Annotated in this window: 3 protein-coding genes; all 3 read right to left on the reverse strand. The window is 73.5% G+C overall.

Annotation, left to right across the window (positions count from 1 at the left end; translation table 11 throughout):
- Positions 1-12: 12 nt before the first annotated feature.
- The 3 genes from ACZ7LS_RS12460 to ACZ7LS_RS12470 are packed head-to-tail and all read right to left on the reverse strand — an operon-like array spanning position 13 to position 17,688.
- A complete protein-coding gene (locus tag ACZ7LS_RS12460; protein WP_385129582.1) occupies positions 13-9,516 on the reverse strand; it encodes an amino acid adenylation domain-containing protein in 9,504 nt (3,167 codons plus the stop codon).
- Entirely contained in the window at positions 9,513-16,649 is a 7,137-nt protein-coding gene (locus ACZ7LS_RS12465; protein ID WP_385129584.1) for an amino acid adenylation domain-containing protein, read from the reverse strand. Before ACZ7LS_RS12465 ends, ACZ7LS_RS12460 begins: the two co-directional genes overlap by 4 nt.
- Complete coding sequence (locus ACZ7LS_RS12470; protein WP_469448318.1) at positions 16,642-17,688, reverse strand: 3-hydroxyacyl-CoA dehydrogenase family protein; 1,047 nt, start codon at positions 17,686-17,688, stop codon at positions 16,642-16,644. Before ACZ7LS_RS12470 ends, ACZ7LS_RS12465 begins: the two co-directional genes overlap by 8 nt.
- Between the last annotated feature and the right edge of the window lie 4 nt (positions 17,689-17,692).

Below are 17,692 nucleotides of genomic sequence, written 5' to 3' on the forward strand. Positions count from 1 at the left end.
GGGACGGGAAGTTCAGGGATCGGCGCCGAGCAGGCCTCCCACCGGATCGTGGGGCGCGACGGCGATCGCCCCCAGCAGGCGAGGCAGCTCCGCCGCGATCCGCTCGGCCCGGGGGCCGTCCACCGCGTCCGGGCGGTGGCCCAGCCGCAGTGTCAGCGGGCCGTCGCCGGCGAAGGCCGCCAGTGTCAGCGGGTAGTGCGTGGCGTCCCGCCCCTCGCTGTGCACCAGCCGCAGCCCCGGCGCGGCACGGGCCAGGCCCACGCGGTCCAGCGGATAGTTCTCGAAGACCACATGCGTGTCGAACAGTTCACGCCGCCCCACCAGCCGCTGGATGTCCCCCAGCCCCAGATGCTGGTGCGCCAGCAGCCCGGCCTGCTCGTCCTGGAAGCGCACCAGCAAGTCCCTGACGGACTCGGCCGGATCGATCCTCAGCCGCACCGGAACCGTGTTGATGAACAGCCCGATCATCGACTCCACACCGGGGATCTCCGGGCGGCGGCCCGAGACGGTGGTGCCGAACACCACATCCCGTACCCCGCCCTGCCGGGCCAGCAGCAGTGCCCACGCCCCCTGGACCACCGTGTTGAGCGTCAGACCGTACGCGCCGAGGCCGCGCAGGGACGCGGTCAGCGCGTCCGGCAGGGTGAACTCCACGGACCGTACGGGCACCACGCCACCACCGACGACGGTCTCGGTCCCGGAGCCGGAGCCGGAGCCTGAGCCGGTTCCGGCGAGGAGGGACGGCGGTTCGGCGCCGGCGAGAGCGGTCCGCCAGGCGTTCCGGGCCGCGGCACGGTCCTGGGCCGCCAGCGCGGACAGATGCTCGCGGTAGGGGGTCACCGCGGGCAGCGCGTCAGGGGCGCCCCCGTGTGCGTACAGCGCGAACAACTCACCGATCAGCAACGACATCGACCAGCCGTCCAGCACCAGGTGATGGTGGGTCAGCACCAGCCGGTGTTCGCCAGTACCCCAGGCGAACAGGGTGAAGCGCAGCAGCGGCGGGCGGTCCAGCTCGAAACGCCTGCGCAGATCGGCGTGGGTGATCCGGTCGAAGACACGCTCCCGGCGCCCGTCCGACACCGTGCCGAGGTCGAGTTCACGCCACTCCGGTACGAGCGCCCCTGGCACCACCTGGACCGGGCGGGGCAGATCGTGATGGACGAACGCCGCCCGCAGATTGGGGTGCCGCTCCAGCAGCGCGGCCCCCGCGGCACGCAGCGCGTCTCCGTCCACATCGCCCCGCAGACGCAGCACGAGCTGCGCCTGATAGACGTCCGGGCTGTCCGGCGCGTACAGCGAGTGGAAGAGCAGCCCCTGCTGAAGGGGTGTCAGCGGAAGCACGTCCACGAGCCCGGGGTAGGCCGATTCCAGGTGCTCGATCTCCGTCTGCTCCAGCGGAACCAGAGGCAGATCGGATGGGCTGTGTCCGCCCGCCCCGGGGGTCCTGGCGTGCACGACGAGGGCGTCGAGCGCGGTGAACCACAGCTCCGCCAGCTCGCGGATCTCCGTCTCCGTGAACGCCGTCTCGGTCCACGACCACTCGGCGCTCAGCCGGGGTCCGGCAGGACCGTCGACGGTCACCGCGTTGAGGTCGAGGAGATGCGCACCGGGCGGCGTGTGCGTCGTGTCCGTCTCGGGCAGCGTGGTGAACTCCGCGGTGATGTCCCAGTCCTCGCGGCCCTCCGCGGCGATCCGCCCCAGGTAGTTGAACCCGGCGCGGGGCGCGCCGAGAGCGGACAGCTCGGGCGCCGCCACCGGGTCGAGATATCTCAGCACGCCGTAGCCGATGCCCAGATCGGGCACGGCCCGCAAGCGCTCCTTGACCCGCTTGAGTGCCCGGCCGAGCGCCGGGCCCGCCATCCAGACGTCCGCCCAGACGCATCCGGTGTGCTCCAGCCGGACCGGGAACATGCTGGTGAACCAGCCGGCCGTCCGTGACAGATCGACCCCGGCCACCTCGGCGCGGCCATGCGATTCCAGCTCGACGACCACACCACGGGAGTCCCCGCCGGTCGCCCGGCCCCGGCGGCGCCGCCACTCCTCCATCGCGAGGGCCAGCCCGGTGAGCAGTACGGGCTCCACACCGCAGTGGAAGGCCGCCCCCACCTCGGTCAGCAGGGGGCGGGTGCGCTCGGGCGACAGCGTCACCCCGAACCGCCGCACCGTGCCCTCCTCCTCCGGGACCGGTGCGTCCGTCAGCGCGTCGCTCCCGGACAGCGCCTCCTTCCACAGCGCCAGCTCACCCTGCCGCGCGCCGCTTTCGCCCTGCCCGGCGAGATAGCCGGCCCAGTCGCGGAACGGAGTCCCGGCGGCGGGCGGTACGGGAGGCCGGCCGGCGGCGATGTCCCGGTGAGCGGCGGCGAGGTCCGGCAGCAGAATGCGCCAGGACACCCCGTCGACGGCCAGGTGGTGTACGACGAGGACCAGCCGGCCCGGCCGTACGGGCCCGGCGTCGAGGAACACCGCCGCCACCATCCCTCCCACGGCGGGATCCAGACGGCTCCGGGCCGCGCGGGCCGCGTCGGAGAGCAGTACGGGCAGAGCGGCCCAGTCGTCGGCGGCGTCGATCCGGTGCACCCGGTCCGCCGCCCGCACCGCTCCGGGTGGCAGGACCTCCAGCGTCCACCCGGCCGGATCACCCGGACTGCCCCGGCCGGCCGGTCCATTGGGCCGGTCCGCTGAATCCGGGGTGTCAGGGCTGTCGGGGCCGTCAGGGCTGTCGGGCGTGCCGGGGGTGTCGGGGTTGTCGTTCGCGTCGTCCGGGCCTCCGGGGCCGAGGCGCAGGCGCAGCGCCGCATGGTGGTCCAGCAGGGCCTGTAGGGAGTCGGCCAGTTGCTCGCGGGTCAGTCCCGGCGGGGTCCGCAGCGTGACGCACTGGCTGAAGGACGCGGGATCACCGCCCGGCCGCTCCCGCCACCAGCGCATGATCGGCGTCAGCGGCAGCACGCCGCCGGCGTCGCCCTCCCCGGACGGCGCCGGGACGGTGTCCGCCACGAACTCCTCGGCCTTCCGGGCCAGTTGGGACATGCTGGGATAGCGGAAGACATCGCGCACACTGATCCGCAGACCGGCGTCGCGGGCCCGGCTGACCAGCTGAATGGCCGTGATGCTGTCGCCCCCGAGCCGGAAGAACTCGTCACCGACCCCCACCGACTCCTCGCCGAGCAGCTCCGCGACAATGCCGCACAGCACGCGTTCCCGTGCGGTGCGCGGGGCCGCCGAGACCACGACGGCCCGGGGCGGCGCGGGCAGCGCGGCCCGGTCGAGTTTGTGATGCCGGGTCAGCGGCAGCCGGTCCAGCACGACGACGGCCCGCGGCAGCATGTATTCGGGCAGCACTCCGGCCGCGTGCTCCCGCACCGCGGCCTCGTCGATTTTCCGGCCCTCCTCCGGGACCACGTACGCCACCAGGCGCCGCTCCCCCGGCCGGTCCTCCCGTAGCACCACCACGGCCTGGCCCACCCCGCCCCACCCGGCCAGTACGGAGGCGACCTCGTCGGTCTCGATCCGGAACCCGCGGAGCTTCACCTGACCGTCCGCACGGCCCACGAACGCCAGCACGCCGTCGGGCAACCACCGCACCAGATCGCCGGTACGGTACATCCGCGCCCCCGGCGGCCCGAACGGGTCGGCCGCGAACCGCTCGGCGGTCAGTCCGGGCCGGTTCAGATATCCGCGCACGACACCCGCGCCCGCCACATACAACTCGCCCGTCACCCCTGCGGGTACGGGCCGCAGGAAGCGGTCGAGCACGTAGACGCGGACGCCGTCCAGCGGACGTCCGATCGGCACACCCGGCCGGAGGCTCCGGTCCCCGGAACCGGCCGGGTCGGGGCCGGTGAGCGGATACCGGGTCGTGAACGTCGTCGCCTCCGCCGGCCCGTAGCCGTTCACCACGCGAGTGGACGGGCAGTGCCGGCGTACCGCGCTCATGGCGCGCGGCGCCACCACGTCTCCCCCGGTCCATACCGTGTCCAGCTCACGCAGACAGCCCGGGTTCTCCTCCGCGACGAGCTGGAAGAGACCGGCCGTGAGCCACAGGGTGGTGACGCCCGTACCGGTGATCAGGCGTTCCAGCGTCGCCAGGTCCAGTTCGCCGGGCGGGGCCACCACCACTTCCCCGCCGTTCAGCAGCGGAACCCATACCTCCAGGGTGGACGCGTCGAAGGACAGCGGGGAGTGCATCAGAATCCGCTGCGGCCGGCTCTCCTCCCAGCACCTGTCCAGCGCGAGAGCGAGCACATCGCCATGGGTGACGGCCACTCCCTTGGGCACACCGGTCGAACCGGAGGTGTAGATGACCTGGGCCAGGGCGGCCGGGCTGCCCACCGGCAGCGGCCGCCCCGTATCGGACACCGTCGCCGGGCCCGGATCGCGTACGTCGATGAGGCGCGGACCGCCACCGCCACCGGGCGAGCCGCCGGAACGCACGGCGTCGGGGGGCGTGGCCGCGCCGATGACCATCACCCGCGCGCCCGACTCGGCGATCACCCTCTCCCGCCGGGCACGCGGTGACCGTGAGTCCAACGGCACATAGGCGCCACCGCACTTGAGGATCGCCAGCACCGCCACCACGAAGTCCGCGCCGCGCTCCATCAGGACCGCGACCCTGGTCTCCGCACCGACACCGCGGGCGGCCAGCCGGCCGGCCAGCCGGTCGGACCCGGCGTCCAGCTCCGCGTAGGTCAGCACCTGACCGGACGCGCGGACCGCGGGGGCGTCGGGGGTACGGCGCGCCCGCTCGGCGAATCTCCGTGGCACGGTGTCATGTGTGAGCGGTACGGAGACCGGGGAGGCGCCCCACGTGGTGAGCAGCCGGTCGCGCTCCCCGGTCTCCAGGATGCCGGCGAGGTGGACGGGCCGGTCGGGTCCGGCGGCCACCCACGCCAGCAGCCGCGCGAACCGGTCCCCGATGGCGTGCGCGGTGGCCCGGTCGAACAGTCCCGTCCGGAAGTCCAGTACGCCGTCCATTCCCAGGCAGGCGCCATCCGGGCCACGGTGTTCGTGCAGGCTCACGGAGAGGTCGAACTTGGCGGCGCCGGTGCCGACCGTGCCGATCTCGGCGGAAAGACCGGGGAGTTCGAGCTGTCGCGGAGGCGCCGCCGTGACGACCAGCATCACCTGGAACAGCGCCTGCCCACTCGCGGAACGGTGCGGTGCGAGCGCCTCCACGACCAGGTCGAAGGGGATGTCCTGATGGGCGAAGGCCGCCAGATCGGATTCCCGGACTCGCTTCAGCAGCTGACGGAACGTCAGTGTTCCCGTGGGGTCGGAGGTGTCGGTGCGCAGGACCAGCGTGTTCACGAAGAATCCGACGATCTCGTCCCAGCGCGCGTCGGCGCGGTCCGAGACCGCCGTTGCGACCGGGATGTCCGTACCCGCGCCGAGCCGGGTCAGCAGCTCGGCCAGTCCGGCGTGCACCACCATGAACACACTGGCGCGCTCCGCCGCCGCCAGCTCCGCGAGTCGGGTGTGCACCGCGGCGGGGACGCGGAACGTGACGGTGTCTCCGCCGTCCGCCGCCGCTCCGTCCGCCGCCCCCGCCGTACGGTCGGCGGGCAGCTGGATCCGTTCCGGCAGTCCGTCCAGGACCCGGGTCCAGTGCGCGAGCCCGCGCTCCGCGCGCGGCGTGGGGTGGCCGTCCGTACCGAGCGATCCGCGCTGCCACAGGGTGAAATCCGCGTACCGCGCCGACAGGGGCGGCCAGTCGGGCTCCAGACCCCGCAGCCGGGCCGTGTAAGCCGTACGGAGATCGGCCAGCAGCGGAGCGAGCGAGGCGTGATCGCAGGCGATGTGGTGCAGCAGGAGCAGCAGCACCTGTTCACCGGAGCCGGTGCTGAACAGCTCGGCCCGCAAGGGGCATTCGGCGTCCAGCCGGAAGGCGTACCGGGCGCTCGCGGCGAGCGCCTCCGCCGCCTCGGCCGGCCCGGTCCGCGTCACGATCAGCCGGGGATGGGCGTCCGCCGGTGACAGCACCCGCTGGACCGGTCCGCCGGCCGCCTCCTGGACGACGGTGCGCAGCGTCTCATGACGCTCCGTCAGATCGGTGAGCGCCGCTCGCAGCGCCTCCTCGTCGGCCTCGCCGGTCAGGCGGAGCACCAACGGCACGTTGTAGGCGCTGTCCGGGCCGGTGAGCGAGTGCAGGAACCACAACCGCCGTTGCGCGAAGGAGAGCGGGATGTGCCCGGGACGGCCGTCCGTCACCGCGCCGGAGGAGGGACCGGACGGCTCGGTCCCGCCCGGTTCCGGGTCCGGGTCCGCCTCCGGGCCGATGTCCCTGTGCAGGTCCGGGCCGGCGTCCGGGGCGTGTCGCCACAGGTGCGCGGCGAGATCCGCCACCGTCGGATGCGCGAACACGTCCCGTACGTCCAGCTCCACCCGGAACCTCTCGCGCACGGCGCTGACCAGCCGCGTCGCGCGGAGACTGTCACCGCCGAGATCGAAGAAGCCGTCCTCCGGCCCGACCGGTACCGTGCCGAGGAGTTCCGCGTACAGGGAGGCGAGCCGCCGCTCCTGAGGGGTACCGGGCGAGCCCGCGGCGCGTGCGGGCGGCGCCGGGGCGGGGGCTGGCAGCGCCGCCCGGTCCAGCTTGCCGTTGGCGGTGAGCGGCAGCGACTCCAGCGGCACGAACAACGCGGGGACGAGGTGGCCGGGCAGCCGCTCGCGCAGGTGTTCCCGGAGCCGCGCGGTGAAGGGGCCCGGGTGGCCCGACGTCGCACCGCGCGCGGGCACCACGTACGCCACCAGCCGCGCGTCACCGCCGCCAGTGCCGTGTGCGCCGTCGTCCGGTACGGCGGCCACCACCGCCTGGGCCACCCCGGGCACGGCGAGCAGAGCGGACTCGATCTCGGCGGGCTCGATACGGAAGCCGCGTACCTTGACCTGGTCGTCGGCCCTGCCGAGGTACTCCAGACCGCCGTCCGGCCGCCACCGTACGAGGTCGCCCGAGCGGTACAGCCGCGTTCCCGGCGGCCCGAAGGGATCGGCGACGAACCGTGAGGCGGTGAGACCGGGCCGGTCGAGATAGCCCGCGGCCACTCCGGGGCCGGCCACATACAGCTCCCCCGCCGTCCCGGGCGGCACCGGACGCAGCCGTCCGTCCAGCACGTACAGGCGCGTTCCGGGAAGAGCGGTTCCGACCGGACTGCCCGGTTCGGCGCCATGACGGGCCGTCAGGTCGAGCCGGGTGGCGTGGACCGTGACTTCGGTGATGCCGTACATGTTGACCACGACCGGCGCGGCGTCGCCGCGCCGTCCGAACCAGGACCGCAGCCGGGCGGGCCGCAGTGCCTCACCACCGAGGATCACCCAGCGCAGCGCCAGGTCCCGGCCCCGGTCCGGCTCCTCGTCGTCGGCCGCCGCCAGCGCGTAGAAGGCGGACGGCGTCTGATTCAGCACCGTCACCCGCTCCCGGGCCAGCAGGTCCAGGAATTCCCGGGGCGACCTGCTCACCTCGTGGGGGACGACGACGAGCCGCCCGCCGTGTGCCAGCGCTCCCCACATCTCCCATACGGAGAAGTCGAAGGCGCAGGAGTGGAACATCGTCCACACGTCTTGGGCGTGGAACCCGAACCCGGCCGCGGCGCCCTCCAGCAGCGACACCACACTGTGGTGCTCGACCACCACGCCCTTCGGCAGGCCGGTGGAGCCCGAGGTGTAGATGACGTACGCGGCATGGCCGGGCGTCAGTGGCGCCGTACGGTCCGCGTCGACCGGGTCGGCGGACGAGAACTCCGCCGGCGGTCCGGCCGGATCGTCGGGCGTGAGCACACACACCGGCCGGGCGTCCGCCATGATCATGCCGACGCGGTCGGCGGGCCAGGCCGGATCGATGGGCAGATACGCCGCGCCTGTCTTGCTCACCGCGAGAATGGCCGTGACCAGGTCGACGGAGCGCGGCAGCAGAACGGCGACGGTGTTCCCGGGGCCGGCGCCGCGCCGGATCAGCGCCCGTGCCAGCCGGTTGGCACGGGCGTTGAGATCCCCGTACGACAGCATGTCCAGCCCGCAGCTGACCGCGGGGGCCTCCGGCGTCCGCGCCGCCCAGCGCTCGACGAGCAGCGGCAGTGTGGCGGAGGGCCGGGGCAGCGGGGTGGCGGCGCGGGGCACCGTCCGTCGCCGCTCTCCGGCCGACAGCAGACCGAACTCCCCTGCCGGGCGGTCGGGTTGAGCGATCAGCCCGCTCAGCAGCCGGACGAAACGCCGCGCCTCGGCGGCGGCCTCGCGCGCCCCGTACCGGGCCGGATCGGCGTAGAGGTCGACGCGCAGACCGGAGCGCTGTGTCTCCGGGTGGACGGTGACGGACAGGTCCTCCACCGGGCCCACGGCGAGATGGTGCATCGTCATCGGCCGGTCCGCGAACCGCCGTCCGAAGCTGAAGGGCATCACGTTCACGGCGAGCCCGTACAGCGCCCGCCCGGTGCCGGTCAGGCCCAGATCGCGGTGCAGGTCCTCGGCGCGGTAGTGCTGATGCGTGAGCGCGGACGTCATCTCCGCGTCCACGGCCCGCACCAGCTCGGCCGCCGGCCGGTCGACGGAGACCGGCACCCGCAACGGCAGCACATTCGAGGTCATACCGCCCAGGGCGCGGGCCACGGCACCCGTACGGCCTGCGACCGGCAGCCCGAGCACCACCTCCTCGCCGCCGCCCACTCCGTCGCGCGCGTGTGCCAGCAGTGCCGCCGCGGCGGTGGCCACCACCGGCCACCGCACTCCGAGCCTGCGGGCCAGCAGCCGCAGCTCGGCGAGGCCCGCCGCCGGAAGCCGGGCGACGCCACGCGATGCCACCCCGCTCACAGCGTCCGCCGCGGGATGGACCGGCATGGGGTGGACCGGCGCCGGATGGACCGGCATGGCGTGGACCGGCGCGGGCCGCGCGTCCGCCATCCTCGCGGTCCAGTAGGCGCGGTCGGCGCCGAACTCCGGCGAGGCCCGGTAGCCGGACTCCGCCCGCAGCAGCGCCTCCAGCGGTACCCGGGGGCCGGGCTCCGGGTCCTCGCGGCGCTCCAGCGCCGCGTAGATCTCGCCGAGGCGCCGGGCGAAGAGCGCGCCCCCCAGACCGTCCATGACCAGGTGATGACAGAGCAGATACCAGCAGACCCGCTCCTCCGAGAGCCGGATGAACGCGGTGCGGAAGAGCGGACCGGCCGCGAGGTCGAACGGGCGCGCCGCGTCGGCCCGCATCCACTCCACCGCGGCGGCCATCGGGAACGGTTCACGCCGCAGATCGACCCGCGGGATGTCCCACGACGGCAACGGCCCGACTCGCTGCCGCGGTTCCGCCCCGTCCACGGCGGGAAACCGGGCGTGCAGCGGCTCCGCCTCCGCCACCGTGAGCTGAAAGGCCGTCTCGAAGAGCCCGGGGTCCAGATCTCCGGACACCTCGAAACCGGCCGCCACGTGGTACCGGGCCGGCGGGGCGAACTGCTGCCCCAGCCAGACCCCGTACTGCGCGGTGGAAAGAGGGACGGAGCCGGGGCGGTCCGCCGTGTTCCCCGGCTCCGTACCCTGCCTCATACGACGTTCCCCGGTGTGGCCGGACGGGCCTTCAGCCGCTGGGAGAGCACCTGGGCGACATCGCCCAGCGGGCCGGGCCGCCCCAGCTCACCGTGGGTGCAGTCGATGGGCAGTATCTCGACCCCGCCGGTGTCGACCAGCGGCCGCCACAGGTCGCGGGCGACCTCCGGGGAGGTCTCCCGGGCGGTGAAGACCAGCGGGTCGCCGGCGAACCGGCCGGGCTTGTGGGCGTACGAGAGCGCGGAGTTGTTGGCGAAGATCCGGGCGACCGCGGCGACCCGCTGCTCGTCGAACGAGGCCAGCAGCCCCGTCTGTTCGCGGGCGATCTCCACGAACCGCGGATAGGTCAGCGACTCGCCCGCCCAGCCGGCGGGGTCGTAGCCGAAGAACTCCAGCACCATCGCCAGCACGTCCCCGCCGGTCACCCGCGCCGTCCGCAGGACCGCGCTGTCCTTCTCCCGGTCCGCGGGATAGGCGTCCAGAACCGCCAGGAGACCGACCTCCTCCCCGCTCAACTGGAGCTGCACCGCCATCTCGTGCGCCACCAGACCGCCGAACGACCAGCCCAGCAGCTGGTAGGGGCCGGTGGGCTGCACGGACCGGATGTGATCCACGTAGTCCGCCGCCATCTCCTGCAAGGACGCGGGCAGCACCTCTTCGCCGTCAAGGCCCCGCGCCTGCAAGCCGTACACGGGCTGGTCCGTACCCAGCGGCCCGGTGAGACCCGCGTACGACCAGGCTATTCCGGCCGCCGGGTGGACACAGAACAGCGGCGGCCTGTCGCCCGACTCACGCAGCGGCAGCAGGACGCCGATTCCGCTCTCCGGGGCCCGCTGTGTGCCCACGAGCAACCCCTCGGCCGCCGTCCCGGCATGCCCGGCAGCGGTCTCGCCGACCGTCCCGGCGGCCGTCCCGCCGCGTGCCATGAAGCCGCCGACGCTCCGGGTGGGCTCGGTCGCCGCCGTCGTCAGCAGCCGGGCGAACCGGTCCGCGAGCGATGCCACCCGGTCGCGCTCCATCAGATGCGGACGGTAGTCGAACCGCAGCAGCAGCCGCTCGCCGCGAGCGGACACCACCAGGTTCAGCGGGAAGTGCGGAGCGTCGTCGCCATAGGCCCGCGCCAGCTTCAGACCGGGGGCGGGTTCGGCCAGCTCCTCCGTGTCGAGGGGGTAGTTCTCGAACGCCATGACCGTGTCGAACGGGTTCCCCACGTCCGTGATCCGCCGGATCTCACCGAGGCTGATGTGGTGGTACGGCAGCAGCCGCGCCTGTTCCCGCTGGAGCCTGACCAGCAGAGCGCCCAGCGACTCCGCCGGATCCAGCCGGACCCGGGTCGGTACGGTGTTGATGAAGAGCCCCACCATCGTTTCCACGCCGGCGAGTTCCGCGGGCCGCCCCGAGACCACGGAGCCGAACACCACATCGGTGTTGCCGGTCTCCTGGCCCATCAGGATGCCCCAGCCCGCCTGGAGCACGGTGTTGGTCGTCACGCCGTGGCGGCGGGCCATGTCGACGAGGGCCACGGTCGTCTCCGCGCTCAGCTCCACGGTGACGTTGCGCGGCGCCATCGGCTCCGCCGTACCCTCCTCCAGCGCGACCCGGGTCGACGCCGTCAGCCCCGACAGCGCCTCCCGCCACGCGCCCTCCGCCTCCGCGCCGTCGACGCGGGCGAGCCACGACAGGTACTCGCGGAAGGGGGTGGTGGCCGGCAGATCCGCGGCCGTGACGGAGCCCTCGCCGCCGGCCTCCCGGTAGAGGGCGAACAGCTCCCGCAGCACGATGGGCAACGACCAGCCGTCCATCAGGATGTGATGGGTCGTCAGCACAACCCGGTGGCGGTCGTCCGCCAACCGGATCAGCATCAGCCGCATCATCGGCGGAGCGGTCGGGGTGAAGCGGCGGTTGCGCTCAAGCCCCAGCAGCCGGTCGATCTCCGTCTCGCGCCCGTCCTCCGCGAACGCGCTCAGATCCTCCTCACGCCAGGGCAGTTCGGCCGCGGCTCCGAACACCTGGACCGGCTCGGCCAGGCCCTCGTGGACGAAGGCGGCGCTCAGGTTGGTGTGCCGCCGCAGCAGTGCCCGGCCCGCGGCGCGCAGCCGGCCCGGGTCCAGATCGCCGACGAGTTCCAGCCACACCTGCACGGTGTAGACGTTGTGCTCACCGGCCGGCGCGTCCGCCTCGTCCGCACCTTCCGGCGCGCCCTGGTACGTATCCGCGTCAGCGTCCGTATCCGCTTCGGCGTCCACGCCCAATCCGCTGACCAGGACGTGGTACAGCAACCCCTGCTGGAGGGGCGACAGCGGAAGGATCTCCTCCAGGCCGGGATAGTCGCGCTCCAGCCGCTCGACCTCATCCTGGCCGAGGTTCGCCAGCGGGAAGTCGGACGGCGTACGGCCGCCCGCTCCGGGCTCCGCGGCGTGCGCCGCCAGCGCGTCCAGGATCTCGAACCAGGTGTCCGCCAGCTCGTCGACCAGCCGCTCGTCGAGAATGCCCTCGGGCCAGGTGAAACTGACGCCGAGTTCCGGTCCCCGCGCCGTGTCCTGGGTCAGTGCGGTGATCTCCAGCGGGTGGGCCAGCGGCATGTCCGCGTCGGCCCCCGCGGTCATGCCCGTCTCCGGCGCCGGTCCCCAGTCCTGCTCTCCCGACGCGGCGGGCAGCAGGAACCGTCCGAAGTAGTTGAACCCGATCTCCCGTGGCGGGGCCGCGGCCAGCGCGCCCGAGGTCTCCGGGTTCAGGAAGCGCAGCAGACCGAAGCCGATGCCCTTGTCCGGGATCGCCCGCAACTGCTCCTTCACCCGCCGCAGCGCACGGCCCAGTTCCCGGCGGGAGTCGCGCCGGCCCGGGGCGTCGGCGGCGCCGGGCGCGAGCCGTATCGGATACATGCTGGTGAACCAGCCGGCCGTGCGCGACAGATCGGCGTCGGGGACGACCGGCTCACGGCCGTGGCCCTCCACATCGATCACCACGTCCCGCTCACTGCCGGCACAGCGCTGTACCGCCAGCGCCAGGGCGGTCAGCAGCACATCGTTGATCTCGCAGTGGAAAGCCGCCGGGATCGTACTGAACAGATGCCGGGCCCGGTCGGCGCCGTACGTCACGGCGCGGGAACGCGCGCGCCCCGTGGTGTCCACGGCCGGGTCCAGCGGCCGCTTCGCCAGCCGGGGCCCCTGCGCGGACAATATGCCGGTCCACAAAGGCAGTTCGGACGTACGGCGCTCCTCGCGCGCCTGCGCGGACAGGGCACGGCTCCAGTGCCGCAACGATGTCTCCACCGGACGCGGTTCGGGAGCCCGGCCCGCTTCGAGATCCTGGTACGCCCCGACCAGATCGGGCACCATGATCCGCCACGACACCCCGTCACAGGCCAGGTGGTGCGCCATGAACAGCAGCCGGCCCGGCGCGTCGTCCCCCGCGTCGAACCAGACGAAACGCACCAGCACGCCCGTCTGGACGTCCAGTTGTCCCTTCGCCCGGCCGGCCTCGTCCGCGAGGACCCGCTCCAGATCGCCGGCGCCCCGGACATCGACCCGTCGCACGCACGACGCGCCGGACACCGAGCCCGGCGGCCGTACCGAGAGCCGCCAGTCGGCCGACGACCGGTCGAGCCGCAGCCGCAGGGCGTCGTGGTGGTCCAGGAGTTTCTGTACGGCGGCGGTCAGCCGGTCCTCACGCACCCCGCCGGGGACCTGGAGCAGCACGGCCTGATGAAACCCGTCGACGGGACCGTCCAGTTCGCGGAGCCACCGCATGATCGGGGTGAGCGGTACGTCACCGACGCCCGACGCGGCGCCCCGGGCCTTGGCACGCGTGGTCTCGCGGGCGGCCCCGGCCAGCGCCTTGACGGTCTTGTACTCGAAGATGTCCTGCGGGGTGAGCACCAACCCCGCCTGACGCAGCCGGCTGACCAGCTGGATCGACATGATGCTGTCGCCACCGAGGTCGAAGAAGCTTGCGTCGAGGGGGACTTCGGGCTGCCGCAGCACCTCGGAGAACACCCGCGCGACCTGTTCCACCCGGCCTTCGGCGGCGGGCGTCGCCGCGGGCGCCTCGGGAGCCGTCGGCTCCGGCACGGCGGCGGGCTCGGCCGGCGTGACGGGTACGACGGGCTCGGCGACGGGTGCCGGTGCCGCGACCGGCGCCGGCGCGGCGGGCTCCGGCACACCGGCGGGCTCCGGCACGGCGGCAGGCACCGAAGCCACGGCGGGCTCCGCGTCGCGGTCGAGCTTGCCGCTCGGGGTGCGCGGCAGCGACCCGGCGAGCCGTATCTCACCCGGGACCAGATACGCGGGCAGCCGCTCGGCGGCCCACCCCCGCAGCGCCCCGGGATCCGGACGCCCGGCCCCCGTCACCGGCACCGCGTAGGCGACGAGCCGTGCGTCACCGGTCGCGTCCTTCCGTACCGCGGCCATGGCCTCGCTCACCCCGGGGTGCGTGGCGAGTACGGTCTCCAGCTCGCCCAGCTCGATCCGGAATCCGCTGACCTTGACCTGCGCGTCGGCCCGCCCCAGGAAGCGCAGTTGTCCGTCCTCGCCCCAGAGGGCGAGATCACCGGTCCGGTACATGCGGCCGCCGGGCGGGCCGAACGGATCGGCCACGAAGCGTTCCGCGCTCAGTCCCGGCCTGCCCAGATAGCCGCGGGCCAGCCCGGCACCCGCCAGATACAGCTCACCGCGCCGGCCCGGCTCCACCGGCTGGAGCGCCCCGTCGAGTACGTACGCCCGCACATGCGCCAGCGGACGGCCGATGGGCGGCGCACCGCCGGACAGCGGGTCCCCTGACGGAAGGTCACCGGACGGGGATTCGTCGGAGGACCAGGCCGTGGCGTACACGGTGGCCTCGGTCGGTCCGTAGACATTGAGGAGCCTGCTGCCCGGCATGGTCCGCGCCACGCGGGAGGCGAGGGAGGCGGGGAGCGCCTCTCCGGCCATCGCGAGCGTCTTCGCGGACAGTTCCACGCCGCCGAACTCCATGAGCTTCGCGAACACGGAGGGAATCGCGCACAGCAGCCCGCCCGACCAGCGCGGCGGGTCACCGTCGAGCAGCGAGAGCAGATTGCCGACCACCTCGACACTGCCGCCGGTGGCCAGGGCGGGGAAGATCTCGGCCACCGACACATCGAAGCTGAACGAGGTGGCGGCCAGCGTGTGCGCGAGCGCCTGGGCGCCGAACTCGGCGGCCACCCAGGCGATCAGCGGCACGACCCCGCGATGAGCGACGACGACACCCTTCGGCGTACCGCTGGATCCCGATGTGTAGATCACATACGCGGGATGCCCGGGCAGCAGCGGCACGGCGCGGTCCGCGTCGGTGGGCGGCTTCGGGGAGCAGCGCTCCAGTTCGTCGGCGGTCCTCGCGTCGTCCAGTACGAGCACCTCGCCCGGAAGGCCCTCGATGGCCCGGCCGGCGGCGGTGTCGGTCACCACGCACCGGGGCCGCGCGTCCTCGACCATGAAACGGATCCGCTGCGCCGGGTACGCGGGGTCGAGCGGCAGATAGGCGGCGCCGGTCTTGAGCACCGCCAGCATCGCGACGATCGCCTCCGTCGACCGGGGCAGCAGCAGCCCGACCACCCGCTCGGGCCCGGCCCCCCGGCGGATCAGCAGACGGGCCAGGCGATTGGCCCGCTCGTGGAGTTCGCGGTAGGTGAGCCGTGTCGTACGGTCCCGGACGGCGATCGCTTCCGGGTGCCGGGCCGCCGCGGTCTCCAGCAGTTCCGTGAGCGTGCCCTGCTGAGGGCGTCGCTCCACGGCCCCCGTCCAGTCGCGCAGGGTCGCCCGCAGGCCGGTGTCCAGGAGATCGAACGTGCCGACCGGCAGGCCGGGAGCGGCCGCGGCGGCGGACAGCAGACGCCCGAAACGCTGTCCGTGGGACGCCAGTTGGGCAGCGGTGTACCGGCCGGGGGCGCCCTCGAAAGCGATCCGCAGACGGCTCTCCCCGGGAAGCTCGTCGATCACCACGCGCAGATCCTGGACCGGTTCGTGGCCCACCTTGCGGGTGACGGCGGGCAGCGCCCCGAACCGGATCTCCGGGCCCGGGGTCCTGATGTCGGCGACGGGCCCGTAGAGCCGCGGGCTGCTGCCGGGCAGTCCCAGCTCCCGGCACAGTTCCTCGTGCCGCAGTCGCCGGCGCGCGCGGACGCGGCGGCTCTCCTGGGCGGCCCGCTGGGCGAGCTGGCCGAAGCCCGTACCGGGGCGCACCGTCAGCCGCAGCGCCGCGATGTCCTCGGCGGCGCCCGGCACACGCTGGGAGACCCGGCTCGGCCGTCCGTCGACCGGCAGACCGAGCACGAGGTCCGTGCCGCCGCTCAGCCGGTGCGTGTACGCCGCGACGGCGGCCAGCAGGACGGCACGGGACGGGGTGCCGCTGTAGCGGGCCGCCGCGCGCACGCGGTCGGTGTCGGCGGTGGTGAGGACGAACGGGAGCCCGGGTTCGCCCGGAGCCCCGGCGGAGGCGCCTGCGGGGCTCACGGCACCCGGCGCCGTTTCCTCCGCGAGGGTCACCGGCTCGGTCAGGCCCGCGACATACTCCCGCCAGAACGCGAGATCACGCCCGTGGTCGTCCGACGCGCGGTACTCGGCCTCTTCCGTGAGCAGCACCGCCGGTGACACCAGCGCGGAGTCCTGTGGCGGCCGGCCCTCGGCGCGCGCCGTGTAGACCTCCGCGACCCGGCGGGTGATCAGTGAGCAGCCGAAGCCGTCGAGCACCGCGCGGTGATGCCGGTGGAACCAGTGGAACCGGTGCGCGGAGAGGCGGATCAGCGCCTGTGCCGATGCCGCGTTCCCGGCCGGACGGGCGGAACGGGTGAGCCGGGCCCGTATCCACTCCTCCGCCGCGGCCACCGGGTCGGGCTCGGCGCTGACGTCGACCAGCGGCAGCGGCAGGCTGTCGGCGGACTCCAGGGCGGGCGCCCCCCGCGTATCCGGACCGCTCTCCGGCAGCCGCAGGCGCAGCGCGTCGCTCTCCTGGACGACCTGGGCCAGCGCCTTCTCGAACGCCGTGACGTCCAGGGCGCCGTGGATCTCCACGACCTCCGCCACGTACAGGCCCGGATCCGTGGGATCGGCGGACGAGTGGCGCCAGACCTCCCGGCCCGCGGCGGACAATGTGGTGCGCACACTCTGGTGGTCAGCCATGGCTGGCTCCTCCCCGCGAGACGAGATGGTGTTCCGGACGGTTCCTCTGCGCCGGGTACTGGTGGAAACCGCGGCCTGACTTGCGGCCGACGTTGCCTTCCGCGACATGACGGGCCAGCAGGGCGCATGGCCGGAAGCGTTCGTCGCCGGTGAACTCGCGCAGTACTTCGAGTGAGTCGAGTACGGTGTCCAGCCCGATCAGGTCCGCCGTACGCAGAGGGCCCATCGGGTGGCCGAAGCAGTCCTGGAAGACGCGGTCCACGGTCTCGGCGTCGGCCGTTCCCTCGCCCAGCACGGTGGCGGCCTCGTTGAGCGTCAGCATCAGCACGCGGTTCGTCACGAAACCGGGCGCGTCGCGGACCACGAGGGCCTGCTTGCCGAGCTCCGCGAGGAGATCCGTGGTCCGCCGGACGGTCCGCTCACTGGTCCCGGGCGCGCGGATGACCTCCACGGCGTCCTTGAGGGGAGCCGGGTTCATGAAGTGGGTGCCGATCACCCGGTCGGGACGGCCGGTGACGGATCCGAGCCGGGTGATCGGGATGCACGAGGTGCAGGAGGCGAAGACCGCGTCGGGGCCGCAGACCTGATCCAGCTGCCGCAGGATCTCTTCCTTGACCGACACCTTCTCGCGCGCGCACTCGACCACGAAGAGGGCGGGGGCGAGGGCGGAGAGCTTCTCCGACCAGACGACACGCGCCTCGGGGGACGGAGAGGAGGACGCGGGCGTCCCGTCTCCGGCCCCGACGCCGGTTCCGGTTCCGGTTCCGGTTCCGGTTCCGGTTCCGGTTCCGGTGCCTGCTCCCGTTTCGGCTCCGGCCGGTGCGGAGGAGCGACGCCGCAGCAGTTGCGCCATCCGCACCCCGGCGCGGAGTCGGGCCGGGCCGCTGCCGAGTGCCACCGGGTCGGGATCGACGACCACCACGGGGTACCCGGCCTCCGCGAAGCACTGCGCCACGCCGATCCCCATCGTTCCGGCACCGACGACGCCCACGGGCGTGCCGGTGGTGATGGCCGGCTCACTGTCCTTGCGTTCGCGCACGGTT

The organism is Streptomyces sp. NPDC039430, assembly GCF_055639435.1.

Bases quoted from the DNA above. Each gene is read 5' to 3' on its own strand.
- ACZ7LS_RS12460 (WP_385129582.1), bottom strand. From the start codon at position 9,516: ATGAGGCAGGGTACGGAGCCGGGGAACACGGCGGACCGCCCCGGCTCC.
- ACZ7LS_RS12465 (WP_385129584.1), bottom strand. From the start codon at position 16,649: ATGGCTGACCACCAGAGTGTGCGCACCACATTGTCCGCCGCGGGCCGG.